This is a genomic window from Corynebacterium sp. sy039 (assembly GCF_007904105.1).
Classification (GTDB): Bacteria; Actinomycetota; Actinomycetes; order Mycobacteriales; family Mycobacteriaceae; genus Corynebacterium.
On the sequence record NZ_CP042325.1, the window covers coordinates 749,722 to 762,369 of the forward strand.

Here is a 12,648-nt window from a genome sequence, read left to right on the forward strand (position 1 = left end):
CCTCTTTCGTGCATTAAGTGTCACTTGTCACACTCGTTAGCAGTCTACATCTAGAGCGATAAGATAAGCGAATAAAACTGTTATCTTGTGATTTTACTCATAAAGCCGCTTAGGGAGCAGACTCTAAGCGTGCTTCTTGTGAAACAGCTGCATAATCACAGCAATAATGCCACCGACAACAGTGCCAAAAACGAGGGAGAGGAAAGTCTCGACCAACCAATGCCATAGACCACCGTTGGGGGCTATTGCGTGCAAAACATGCTCAACTAAGTCATGGAATAGTGGGAATCCTAGTTCTGCCAATCCTGTAATGAGGATATGCCCACCTACCCAGAGCATTGCGAACATTCCGACTATTGATATGACATTGAGGATTTTTGGCATTGCGACAACAAGTGCTCGTCCAATTTTCTGAGTGCTTTCGTTATCTTTTTTGCCTAGTGCAAGGCCGAAATCATCAATTTTTACCAGCAGTCCCACAGCACCATAGACCAAGAGGGTAACTACGAAAGCCACCATGATTAGCACACTAGCTTCCATCCATAAGGGTTGGTTAGCTACCTCATTAAGGGAAATCACCATGATTTCTGCAGATAAAATGAGATCAGTGGTGATTGCGCCACGCACAAGTGTCTTTTCATCTTTGGGTTGGGCAGAGTCTGCTTGACTATCCTCATGAGAGGAATGGGAGAACATCTCAATAATTTTTTCTGCTCCCTCAAAGCAGAGATAAGCACCACCAACCATAAGGATGGGGGTCAACGCCCAGGGGGCGATGGCATTGAGCAGCAACGCAATCGGCAAGATAATAATGAGTTTGTTAAATAAAGAGCCTCGGGCAATACGCCAAATAATAGGCAGTTCCCTTGCTGGGGTAACTCCTTCCACAAAACGTGGGGTAACAGCAGTATCGTCTATAACTACTCCGGCAGCTTTTGCACTTGTTTTTGCAGCTTGGGCCGCTACGTCGTCTATGCTTGCTGCGGCAGTTTTTGCGATGAGCGCTACGTCGTCAAGTAATGCTGCGAGTCCACCAGCCATGAAAATCCTCCACTTATTTTATCTGCGTGCTATGTCTTTTTTAGCACGCATGACGCTGATGTGTTTAGCTGGCAAAAAATTTAAGCCATGATTGCCACTCTCGTTTGGTTTGTGCCAAGCCAAGTTCGTAGGAGCTTTTGAGTTTCTGATAATCCAATTCACGGGAGCTAACGGGCATTGTCTCTGGGAAGAATAATTGTGCCCTGCCTTGTTTTTCTAGCTCGAAGAGCAATTCTTTGGTGGCATTGTAGTATTTTGGACGTTGAATCATTGCTTCTGCAACAGCCGGCCATTTTCTTAAAGCACGTCTGAGGGCTTTGGGGTGAGCTACTTCAGGGCGTTTGTAATCGCGTGGTCTGGTTAGCAATACGAGGAATTTCTCAAAACCGTCTGCTTGGGCTGCGTCGATAGCTATACCACCAGAGCGCCCTAGTGCACCATCGACGTAGGGGATATTATCAATCCAGGTAATTGGCATAAAAAGCGGCATTGTCGAGCTGGCGCGTACTTGTTTGATCAATGTTGGAGCATCGGTGCTATCTTCTCGACCGAAATAAAAACTTTCTCCGGTATCGGCACGGGTGACGCCAATGCGCAGCGCAGTGGTGCTTTCCTGGTAGCGGGTATAGTCAAAGAACAGATCGGTGTTGTGGGCACTTGATTGTTGTTCGATGTATTCGGAATTGAAGTAGCCTCGGCCTCGAATGAAAGAGTGCCAACCTCCTGCTTGTGAATCCTGTGCGATGTCTACGAAATTTGCCTTTGTGCGGTGTGTATCTTTCGACAAGAAGTTAATTGCATGGGAGGCACCTGCAGAAATGCCGCCTACCCAACCGAAATTGATGTCATTATTTATTAATTCGCAGATACAAGCAGCAGAGTAAGAGTTCCTCATGCCGCCGCCTTCACATACTAGGGCAGTATCCTCAACGATCATGAACAAGTATTGTAAGTGCTAGGTGCGATAAACGCACATGGGGTAGTATTATGCATTACCCAAAAGGGTTATGATATTGCAGGAAGGGAGCATAATAATGCTTAACGACGCTGATCTAGATCAGGAAAAAGTTATTCGCATCGCTGCTGTTGTCCTCCGTAATGTTCAAGGGCAAGTGTTGAGCGTCCGCAAAAATAATACGGCGTCTTTTATGCTCCCAGGTGGTAAGCGGGAACAACATGAGAGTGCTCAAGAAACTGCAATTCGTGAGATCTGGGAAGAATTGCGTCTCGAACTAGATCCATCGAGACTGCAGGCTTTAGGAAGTTTTTGTGCGCCGGCAGCAAATGAAGATGGCTATGTGGTGCAATGTGAACTTTTTGATTATTCTCCGGCTGTTGCTGTGACAGAAGTTTTTGCTGAACTGGCTGAGTTTTGTTGGTTTGACTTGGCGTCGGAGGCTGCTTATTCCCAAAGTGTGGCGCCTTTGTCGAAAGATGTTGTGTTTCCCTTTTTGACACAGCTGTGACATAGTAGCGCTGGCTACCTGGATAGGGGATCGAAGGGGTAGCTGCTTATTATTTCTTGTTCAGGATATCTGCACTCTACCTCGTAATATCTATAATTAAATAGTTTTAGTGACTTAAGTCTATAAAATAACTAAATGAGTCCTAGAACTTTATGCTAGGCTTACCGCTTAATTACTGCTTCGGTTGTCTCTACGCATACTGCAGTGGTAGTGATCTCGTGCATTAAATTTGGAAGGTGTATTTGATGAAGTTAAGAAAAGCCATTGTAGCTACTTCCTCACTAGCGCTTATTGCCGGACTTGCGGCGTGTTCTTCTGACTCCACAAGTGGCGGTGAAGACGGCTATGTCGTTGCCAACAACTCAGAGCCACAAAATCCCTTAATCCCAGCCAATACTAATGAGACTTCCGGTGGCAAGATGATTGACTTGCTCTATGCAGGTCTTGTTTATTATGACGCTGAAGGCACGCCGCACAATGACATGGCAGAGTCCATTGAACTTGAAGGTGACAAAACCTACAAGGTGGTACTCAAAGACGGCATTACTTTTGCCGACGGTAGCCCAGTGAAAGCAGAAAACTTTGTCAAAGCATGGAACTATGCGGTAGAAAATAACCAGCTTGCAGCGCAATTCTTCGAGCCAATTTTAGGCTATGCAGAAGGCGTAAAAGAACTCGAAGGCCTGAAGGTCATTGATGACAAAACCTTCACCATTGAACTAAAAGCACCACAATCCGAGTTTACCCTTCAACTAGGGCACACTGCTTTCTATCCACTGCCCGATGAGGCTTTCGACGATATGGCTACCTTTGGTGAGAAACCAAATGGTAATGGCCCTTATAAGTTAGAGAGCTGGGATCACAACTCTCAGGCAATTCTAGTGCCAAATGAGAACTATAAGGGAGATCGTAAGGCAGAAAACAGCGGAATAAAGTTCGTTTTCTATCCTTCGCAAGATGCTGCCTACTCCGATTTGCTATCCAATAACCTCGACGTACTCGATGCAGTACCAGATTCAGCTTTTAGCACCTTTGAGTCTGAACTAGGTGATCGAGCAGTCAACCAGCCAGCAGCTATCTACCAAGGCTTTACGATCCCATCGAAACTTGAACATTTCTCAGGTGAAGAAGGGCAGTTGCGTCGTCAAGCAATCGCTATGGCGATTAACCGTGAAGAAATCACTAAGACCATTTTCCAAGGCACACGTACTCCAGCAACTGATTTCACCTCTCCAGTAGTTGCGGGTTACAACGATAAAATCCCTGGCGCAGAAGTGCTTGCCTATAACCCAGATAAAGCTAAAGAACTATGGGCAAAAGCGGATGCTATCTCGCCATTTACCGGTGAATTCAGCATCGGCTACAACGCCGACGGTGGACACCAAGCATGGGTAGACGCAGTTGCCAACCAAATCAAGAACACTCTTGGTATTGATGCAGTAGGAAACCCATACCCTGATTTCAAGTCATTGCGCGATGACATACATTCGCGCACCATCCAAGGCGCATTCCGTACTGGTTGGCAAGCAGACTATCCAAGCCAAGGTTCATTCTTGATCTCTGTCTACCACACTGGGGCTGGTTCTAACGACGGCGATTACTCCAACCCAAAGGTAGATGACCTTCTACGCAAAGCTCAAGAAGCAAAGACTCCTGAAGAAGCACAAGAGTTCTACACCCAAGTACAAGAAATTCTGCTCACAGAATTGCCAGGTATCCCATTGTGGTACTCAAATGTGACCGGTGGCTATTCGGAAAATGTTTCTAATGTGACTTACGGCTGGAACTCGGTTCCGCAATACTACAAGATCACCAAGAAATAAAAAGTCATATACAGATGAAACAGCATAATTACCCACTTCATGTGCATAATCGCAAGATGGAGTGGGGTTGCTGTGTTTCATAGAGGACAGAGAAGAAAAAGGGGTTAGGAACCTTATGCTGCGCTATATTGGGCGTCGACTGCTCCAGATGATCCCCGTGTTCTTTGGGGCAACATTCTTACTATATGCACTGGTGTTTTTTATGCCGGGTGATCCTGTTGCGGCTCTTGGCGGCGATCGTGCTTTATCTCCCGCAGCAGAAGCACGAATCAGAGCTGAATATAACTTGGACAAACCATTTATCGTGCAATATTTGCTCTATATTAAGGGTACTTTTCAATTAGACTTCGGCACTACTTTCTCCGGAAGACCAGTAGCAGAAGCAATGGCTAATGCCTTTCCCGTGACCATCAAGTTAGCACTTATGGCATTAGTTTTTGAGGCCATTTTTGGGGTGTTCTTCGGCGTAATTGCTGGAATGCGTCGTGGCGGTATTTTTGATTCCACAGTGCTAGTAATCTCCCTTATCGTCATTGCTGTGCCTTCCTTTGTGGTGGGTTTTGTATTCCAATTTCTCATTGGAGTTAAGTGGGAATTATTGCCAGTAACAGTTGGTTCTAATAAATCATTAACAGCATTGCTCATGCCTGCATTAGTGCTAGGGCTATTGTCCTTTGCCTATGTGGTGCGCTTGACTCGGCAGTCAGTGAGTGAAAATATCCGGGCAGATTATGTGCGCACAGCGAGAGCAAAGGGATTAAAAGAAAAAGATGTAGTGTCCAGACATATTTTGCGTAACTCTCTGATTCCCGTGGTTACTTTCTTGGGATCTGATTTGGGAGCGCTTATGGGAGGGGCAATTATCACCGAGGGTATTTTCGGTATTAACGGTGTTGGTGGTGCCATTTACCAAGCAATTCTTAAAGGAGAGCCAACAACTGTAGTGTCGTTTACCACCGTGTTGGTCATCGTGTATATCGTTGCCAATTTGCTTGTTGATTTGCTCTATGCCGTGCTAGATCCAAGGATTCGCTATGCCTAATATACCTCATACCTCTTATGAAAAAGACCTTCCTACCTCAGATAATGCTCATACATTGCCAGGGCAAGAGCGTTTTGTTGCCGATACAGATGAAACAGGACTAGGGGCAGTAGACGCAGTTGTCGATGACAGTGCACCACGTTCAATGTGGGCAGAAGCATGGCGCTACTTACGACGTCGTCCGCTGTTTTGGATATCAGCAATACTTATCTTTATTGCCATTGTCATGGCATTATTCCCACAGGTATTTTCCCGAACCGACCCAACATTCTGTGAACTTGCAAACTCACTCGACGCGCCACGTTCCGGACACCCCTTTGGCTTTGATCGCCAAGGCTGCGACATTTACGCTCGGACAATTTATGGTGCACGCGCATCTGTTTTGGTCGGAATCCTCACCACAGTAGCAGTAGTGTGTATCGGCACTATCATTGGGGCACTAGCCGGTTTCTTTGGCGGCGTTATCGACTCTGTGTTGTCTCGGATAGTCGATATTTTCTATGCCGTACCCCTGGTGCTTGCAGCAATCGTCGTAATGCAAATGTTTAAGGAACACCGCACCATTATCACAGTGGTCGTCGTGTTAGCGCTTTTTGGATGGACAAGTATCGCTCGTATTACTCGTGGCGCAGTGATGAGTGTAAAAAATGAAGAATTTGTTACCGCAGCTAAAGCCGTAGGAGCATCCCCGCTGCGTAGACTCTGCAGCCACATTCTGCCCAATGCTGCCGCTCCTATTATTGTGTACGCAACAGTCGCACTAGGAACTTTTATTGTGGCAGAAGCTACCTTGTCATTCTTGGGCATTGGTTTGCCACCTACCATTGTGTCCTGGGGTGCAGATATTTCTAAGGCACAATCGTCGTTACGCAGTCAGCCAATGGTGTTGTTCTATCCAGCAGTGGCACTGGGGCTTACTGTATTGAGCTTCATCATGATGGGTGATGTCGTTCGAGATGCACTTGATCCGAAGAGCCGAAAGAAATAACCGAGGAGGATAACCATGACACAACCTTTAGTTGAGCTTAAAGACCTCCATATTTCTTTTAGCTCTACCACTGGAACCGTAGAAGCAGTACGAGGGGTAAACCTAAGCATTTACCCTGGTCAGTCCATTGCAATTGTGGGAGAATCTGGTTCAGGTAAATCCACAACTGCCATGTCAATCATTGGTTTATTACCTGGAACAGGCAAAGTCACCAGTGGCGAGATCTGCTATGAAGGAAAAAATATCGCCCACCTCTCCAATAAAGAAATGATTGCTTATCGTGGTTCTCATATCGGACTTGTCCCTCAAGACCCAATGAGTAACCTCAACCCAGTATGGCGCATTGGTACGCAGATCAAGGAAGCACTCACTGCTAATGAAGTAGTGCCACGTGAGCAGATGAACCAACGCGTGCTTGAACTCTTAGACCAGGCAGGACTACCTGATGCTCAGCGTCGGGCGAAGCAATATCCACATGAATTCTCTGGAGGTATGCGCCAACGCTCCCTCATAGCCATGGGACTTGCAGCTCATCCCAAGCTGCTCATTGCCGACGAACCGACATCAGCACTTGATGTGACAGTGCAGCGTCGTATCCTCGACCACTTGGATACTTTGACCAAAGAAATGGGTACAGCAGTGCTGTTTATTACTCATGATCTTGGTTTGGCGGCAGAACGTGCGGAACATCTTGTGGTAATGCACCGCGGACGAATAGTGGAGTCGGGGCCAAGTCTAGAAATTCTGCGCAATCCACAACATCCATATACTCAGCGTTTGGTACAAGCTGCCCCTTCCTTGGCTTCTGCTCGTATCCAAGCAGCACAGACGCAAGGTGTGCAAACCACAGAGCTTTTGCGTAGCGATAGCACAGAAGAAACCGAGGAAGTTATCCGCGTGGAAAACCTCAGCAAAACTTTCCACGTGCGTGGTCAACGTGGTGATAAGGCAGAACTCAAAGCTGTCGACAACGTCAGTTTTTCATTGCATAAATCTAGCACTTTGGCATTGGTTGGTGAGTCGGGCTCTGGTAAATCAACAGTAGCGAATATGGTGCTCAACCTTATCGATCCCACCTCGGGTAAAGTTTTTTATCATGGAACTGATTTGTCTACCTTAGGCAAAAAAGAACTCTTTGATATGCGTCGTAAGTTACAAGTGGTATTCCAAAATCCTTATGGTTCCCTTGATCCGATGTATTCGATTTATCGCTGTATCGAGGAACCACTTGTGGTACACAAAGTTGGCTCGCGTAAGGAACGAGAAAAGCGGGTTGCTGAACTTTTAGATATGGTTGCCATGCCGCGTTCGACGATGCGCCGATTCCCGAATGAGCTTTCCGGCGGACAACGCCAGCGTATCGCTATTGCGCGTGCTTTGGCCCTAAAACCAGAAGTAGTTGTGCTTGATGAGGCAGTATCAGCATTGGACGTATTGGTGCAGAACCAGATTCTGCAGTTACTTGCTGATTTACAAAGCGAACTAGGATTGAGCTACCTCTTTATTACGCATGATCTGGCGGTTGTGCGTCAGACTGCTGACCATGTGGTCGTCATGCAAAAAGGTGCTGTCGTAGAGCAGGCGAGTGCGGATGAGCTCTTTAGCGCGCCGCGGCAAGACTACACGCGTGATTTGATTAATTCAGTCCCCGGTTTAGGCATTGAATTAGGTACCGGTATGGTTGAGAACTCTTGACCCTAGAGCCGTAAAGCATTGCGCATATATGGAGATTATGATCGTCGCGTTCTCGTGACGGTCATACTTTTATTGAGCAGGCATGAGTGTGACATCTTGTGCCCAGCTCACATTAAAACCGATGGCACTCAGCCAGCGCAAAGGATCATCATCATTTCTGGCTATGCCGTCGACGGCACTCAAGGCATTATTGATTGCCTTCTCTGCTTCAACGGCATCGATGAACCCGGCTGCTATTGCTGCCATGAGTTCATCAACATCGTCGATGCGCACAGGATTACCACGAGTCCATAACAGATCGAGGTAAAGATCGCGGGTCTGCCAGATTCCCTCATGCTCAGTTATGCTCACTAAGTCAAAATATAGGTCTTCACGTCGGACAATGTTTGGTCGATAGTGAAAGATATTGGCTCGTAAGCCAACGCGTGGCAATAACCAACTCTCTAAGTAGCCGAATTGCGGGTGATTTGCCCCGCGTGCCATATAGAGTCCGTCGTTTGTGTTGCGGAAAATATCAACTTGGCGTTCGATGCCTTTAGGGTCGATATTGATGAGTGTAGTAGTGTCAAAAATTTCTTTTTTAATAGGGTGCAGGTCAGTCATTGGTGCCACATCTTTTTCTTCTGAGTTTTCTTCTGGATACATAAGAGTTCTCGTTTAACAATAGGGGTATATATGAGCGTGTCAAGGGGGTGCACTCTGGGCTTTATTGCTTTTCAATGTGCACAAACCCTATTGCGTAGAGTATCGTTAAAACGCTGTAGAGCCTTATCTATTATCAAAAAAATTGCGGTTTGTACCGCGCTGAGAATCAGGAGATACCTTTGACTCTTCCAGAGTTTCGTAATGTGGCAATCGTTGCACACGTAGATCACGGCAAAACCACATTAGTTAATGCAATGCTTGAACAATCTGGTGCCTTTGGTGAGCACGGTGAAATCACAGATCGTGTGATGGATTCCGGAGACTTGGAAAAGGAAAAAGGAATTACCATTCTTGCGAAAAATACTGCCATCAGAAGAAAAGGCGCTGGTAAAGACGGTAATGACCTCATTATTAACGTCATTGATACCCCAGGTCACGCTGATTTCGGTGGTGAGGTAGAGCGTGGTCTATCCATGGTTGATGGCGTGGTATTGCTTATCGACGCTTCTGAAGGTCCACTACCACAAACCCGTTTCGTACTCGGTAAAGCACTTGCTGCGAAGATGCCAGTGATTATTGTGGTTAATAAGACTGATCGTCCTGATGCACGCATTGATGAGGTTGTTGAAGAAGCTCAAGATCTCTTGTTAGAACTTGCTTCCTCGCTTGAAGATCCAGAAGCAGCAGAAGCTGCAGAGCAGCTCCTTGACCTGCCAGTTCTTTATGCATCTGGTCGTGAGGGTAAAGCGTCAACAACTAATCCGGGTAATGGAAATGTGCCAGATTCCCCAGACCTGCAGCCGCTATTTGAGGTGATTTATGATGTTCTTCCTGAGCCATCTGCAACGGTAGATGCTCCACTGCAGGCGCATGTAACGAACTTGGATTCCTCCTCTTTCCTTGGTCGTATTGCACTTGTGCGTATCCACGCGGGGCAGTTGAAAAAAGGCCAGCAAGTTGCATGGATTCACTATGATGAAGAAGGTAACCAACAGGTTAAGAATGTAAAAATCGCTGAGTTGCTGCGCACTGTGGGCGTTGAACGCGAGTCAACTAATGATGCCATGATCGCAGGTGATATTGCGGCTATTTCTGGTATCGAAGACATTATGATTGGCGATACTCTTGCTGATATTGAGCATCCTGTTGCATTGCCACGTATTAGTGTTGATGAACCAGCAATTTCGATGACTATTGGTGTGAATACTTCACCTTTAGCCGGACGTGGCGGTGGGGATAAACTTACCGCACGTATGGTGAAAGCGCGATTGGATCAAGAACTCATTGGTAATGTGTCGATTCGAGTATTGCCTACTGAACGCCCAGATGCTTGGGAGGTCCAAGGTCGTGGTGAAATGGCATTGTCTGTTTTGGTAGAGACAATGCGTCGTGAAGGCTTTGAGCTTACTGTAGGTAAGCCACAGGTAGTGACACATGAAGTAGATGGTAAAGTACATGAGCCTTATGAGCACTTGGTGATTGATACTCCGAGTGAGTTCCAGGGAGCAGTTACTCAGTTACTTGCTGCGCGTAAAGGCCAAATGACCGCGATGGCTAATCTTTCTGGTGACTGGGTACGCATGGAATTTGATGTTCCTGCTCGTGGTTTGATTGGGTTTAGAACAACATTCCTAACTGAAACTCGTGGTGCTGGTATTGCAAACTCCTATTCCATTGAGGCTCGTCCATGGGCTGGCGAGATCAAAGACCGTGCATCTGGTTCATTGGTGGCGGATCGTTCTGGTCAAATCACGGCGTATGCGCTACAGCAATTGGCTGATCGAGGTAACTTCTTCGTTGAACCAGGTATGGAAGCCTATGAAGGTATGGTCGTGGGTGCTAATAACCGTGATGAAGACATGGATATTAACATTACGAAAGAAAAGAAGCTCACTAATATGCGTTCTGCTACTGCAGATGCCACTGTGACCTTGGCCAAGGCGCACGTTTTGTCTTTGGATGAGGCGATGGAATTCTGTGGTCAAGATGAGTGCGTTGAGGTTACGCCAGATGCATTGCGCGTGCGTAAAGTTATTCTCAATGCTACAGATCGTGCTCGTGCTCGCTCACGTGAAAAAGCTCGCAATAAGTAACAGTAAGCAGTAAGCACAAAACTGAAACAAAACTAGCTTGATGCAATACAAATAGTATTGGCAGCAAGCTAGTTTTTTCTGTGATGGGTTACTATGGTCAGTATGACTGCTGGTGCTCAGGCTGTATCTTCTTCGCTATCGTCGATTGTGGCATTATGTCTTAGTGCTATGCTGCTGGTATCTTGTGCAGCTAATCCTGGTGCGGCACCCATTGAACCTAATGGGCCTGGTGGTGATGATACTGCAACAAGTCAGCTGCCAAGCACCAGCAATGCGACGAGCACTGCTCAGGCTGCGCGCAGCAAATCAGATAAAGAACAGAGCACGGAACTTACTATCGGAATTGATCCAGTTTTTCATGGATTCAATCCGCATTTGGCTGCCGATGATAGTTATTTCACTCGCCTTTTGGGTTCTTTAGTATTACCTAGTGTTTTTCAAGATGGAGTAATGAATCGCGATGTTGTGCGCTCAGCTGATGTCATTGCGCCTCAACAAGACGATCAAGGTAATCCTTTTGCCATGACAGTGCAGTACCGGATACAACCAGAGGCACAGTGGAGTGATGGTACTCCCATTACAGTTTCTGATTTTCAATATCTGGCACGTCGTATCACCAATGCACCGTCCGCCCTTGATTCGGCGTTATATCGAGAAATCGCAGATATTCGTTCTGCTGATGGGGGTAAGACGGTTATTGTGAGTTTTCATCATCGGGTCGAGAATTGGCAGCGTCTTTTTGCTCAACTATTGCCTTCGCATATTTTACGAGGCAAGACTTTTAGTGAAGCACTTGCGAGTACGATTCCTGTTTCGGCAGGTCGGTACCTGATCCGTGACGTCGATAGGCAGCGTGGCGTGATTATTCTCAACCGTAATGATCGCTTTTGGGGAGAAAACCCAGCACAGGTAGAAAAACTAATTTTCCGTGAGATTCGCTTAGAGAATCAAGCCACTGAACTTGTGCAGTCAAAGCAAATCGCTTATCTCAATGTAACACCTACGCAAACTTTGGCGGATTCCTTGGCGTTAGTTCCTGGGGCACAGCTTAATACATACACTACTGACTTAGAGCTTAGCATTAGCGCAAATGCTGCTTTGACAGCTCAAACGCGCAGAGAGCTTTTTTCGCTTATCGACGTTGAGCTATTAGCAAAAATTGCCGCAGGTAGAACCGATTATCTGGACATAAGCAGCAATGATTATGCCGATGAGGTACAACAAACACAACTGGCTCCAGAATTAGCTGAATTGGCCTCTGGTATTCGCATTGGGGTCGATCCAGAAGATCCTGTAGCGGAGCGTAGCGCTAATACTCTCAAGAATATGTATCTTGCTCGAGGATATACTGCCACGGTGATAACCACAGATACGGCAACACTCCTAGAAGACTATATCCCGCAGCATAAAGTAGATCTCGTTGTCGGTTGGCGGAACTTTGATATGTTGAGCAGGTATCAGTGTGCTTTTCAGGCGCAGCCATCACAACTTTTTCCTGAGTACAACTCTAAGGAAGAGGAACAAAAAGAATCAGTAGTTGAAGACTCAGCGCAAACTAATGCAATTTTGGGGACAAATTTTAGTAATTTTTGCGATTCTAGTGCTCAAGAGTTCATTACGAACGCGATAGTCGGTGAGCGTAGTGCAGAAGAAATAACGCAATGGGCGCATCAAGTAGAACAAGAACAAGCATTGTCGATAAGTATTATGCGCGATACACGGGTAAGTGCTCGTGAACAAGAGTTTGTGGCTGCGCATACAGATGCAGCACCCGATACCGAGTTGTGGCAGCGCAATAGTCAAACTCTGGACACAATTTTAGCGAATGTGCATTAGATCTATAAGTAATGGTGCA

General features: G+C 46.4%; 10 protein-coding genes. 7 read left to right on the forward strand and 3 right to left on the reverse strand.

Annotated features, from left to right (window positions below):
* Window positions 1-123 precede the first annotated feature (123 nt).
* Window positions 124-1,041 (reverse strand): DUF808 domain-containing protein, encoded by a 918-nt coding sequence (locus FQV43_RS03395; RefSeq protein WP_144274457.1) that lies wholly within the window; start codon window positions 1,039-1,041, stop codon window positions 124-126.
* 64 nt (window positions 1,042-1,105) lie between these two features.
* Complete coding sequence (locus FQV43_RS03400) at window positions 1,106-1,978, reverse strand: patatin family protein (RefSeq protein ID WP_146338878.1); 873 nt, start codon at window positions 1,976-1,978, stop codon at window positions 1,106-1,108.
* A gap of 97 nt (window positions 1,979-2,075) precedes the next feature.
* On the opposite strand from FQV43_RS03400, the gene FQV43_RS03405 reads away from it, so the two are divergent.
* From FQV43_RS03405 to FQV43_RS03425, 5 genes are all read left to right on the forward strand, one after another.
* On the forward strand, window positions 2,076-2,507 hold the full coding sequence (locus tag FQV43_RS03405; RefSeq protein ID WP_146338880.1) for an NUDIX domain-containing protein: 432 nt from the start codon (window positions 2,076-2,078) through the stop codon (window positions 2,505-2,507).
* 245 nt (window positions 2,508-2,752) lie between these two features.
* The gene (locus FQV43_RS03410) at window positions 2,753-4,330 is read left to right on the forward strand and encodes an ABC transporter substrate-binding protein (RefSeq protein WP_144274463.1); all 1,578 of its coding nucleotides are present in this window, start codon (window positions 2,753-2,755) and stop codon (window positions 4,328-4,330) included.
* Window positions 4,331-4,445: 115 nt separating this feature from the next.
* The gene (locus tag FQV43_RS03415; RefSeq protein WP_146338882.1) at window positions 4,446-5,372 is read left to right on the forward strand and encodes an ABC transporter permease; all 927 of its coding nucleotides are present in this window, start codon (window positions 4,446-4,448) and stop codon (window positions 5,370-5,372) included.
* Window positions 5,365-6,360 (forward strand): ABC transporter permease, encoded by a 996-nt coding sequence (locus FQV43_RS03420; protein ID WP_146338884.1) that lies wholly within the window; start codon window positions 5,365-5,367, stop codon window positions 6,358-6,360. Before FQV43_RS03415 ends, FQV43_RS03420 begins: the two co-directional genes overlap by 8 nt.
* Before the next feature lie 15 nt (window positions 6,361-6,375).
* Window positions 6,376-8,055, forward strand: coding sequence for an ABC transporter ATP-binding protein (locus FQV43_RS03425; protein ID WP_146338886.1), 1,680 nt, complete (start codon window positions 6,376-6,378; stop codon window positions 8,053-8,055).
* A gap of 69 nt (window positions 8,056-8,124) precedes the next feature.
* Here the strand turns inward: FQV43_RS03425 and FQV43_RS03430 are convergent, their stop codons facing one another.
* A complete protein-coding gene (locus FQV43_RS03430; RefSeq protein ID WP_146340382.1) occupies window positions 8,125-8,658 on the reverse strand; it encodes a DUF402 domain-containing protein in 534 nt (177 codons plus the stop codon).
* A gap of 221 nt (window positions 8,659-8,879) precedes the next feature.
* Between FQV43_RS03430 and typA the strand changes: the two genes are divergently transcribed.
* Both typA and FQV43_RS03440 read left to right on the forward strand, forming a co-directional pair.
* Window positions 8,880-10,793 carry a translational GTPase TypA gene (typA, locus tag FQV43_RS03435; RefSeq protein WP_144274472.1) on the forward strand — a complete coding sequence of 638 codons (1,914 nt, stop codon included), beginning with the start codon at window positions 8,880-8,882 and terminating at the stop codon, window positions 10,791-10,793.
* 93 nt (window positions 10,794-10,886) lie between these two features.
* Entirely contained in the window at window positions 10,887-12,629 is a 1,743-nt protein-coding gene (locus FQV43_RS03440) for an ABC transporter family substrate-binding protein (protein WP_146338888.1), read from the forward strand.
* The last annotated feature ends 19 nt before the right edge of the window (window positions 12,630-12,648 follow it).

Bases quoted from the DNA above. Each gene is read 5' to 3' on its own strand.
- FQV43_RS03420 (WP_146338884.1), top strand. From the start codon at position 5,365: ATGCCTAATATACCTCATACCTCTTATGAAAAAGACCTTCCTACCTCA.
- FQV43_RS03415 (WP_146338882.1), top strand. From the start codon at position 4,446: ATGCTGCGCTATATTGGGCGTCGACTGCTCCAGATGATCCCCGTGTTC.
- FQV43_RS03430 (WP_146340382.1), bottom strand. From the start codon at position 8,658: ATGACTGACCTGCACCCTATTAAAAAAGAAATTTTTGACACTACTACA.
- FQV43_RS03440 (WP_146338888.1), top strand. From the start codon at position 10,887: ATGGTCAGTATGACTGCTGGTGCTCAGGCTGTATCTTCTTCGCTATCG.
- FQV43_RS03425 (WP_146338886.1), top strand. From the start codon at position 6,376: ATGACACAACCTTTAGTTGAGCTTAAAGACCTCCATATTTCTTTTAGC.
- FQV43_RS03395 (WP_144274457.1), bottom strand. From the start codon at position 1,041: ATGGCTGGTGGACTCGCAGCATTACTTGACGACGTAGCGCTCATCGCA.
- FQV43_RS03405 (WP_146338880.1), top strand. From the start codon at position 2,076: ATGCTTAACGACGCTGATCTAGATCAGGAAAAAGTTATTCGCATCGCT.
- FQV43_RS03410 (WP_144274463.1), top strand. From the start codon at position 2,753: ATGAAGTTAAGAAAAGCCATTGTAGCTACTTCCTCACTAGCGCTTATT.
- FQV43_RS03400 (WP_146338878.1), bottom strand. From the start codon at position 1,978: ATGATCGTTGAGGATACTGCCCTAGTATGTGAAGGCGGCGGCATGAGG.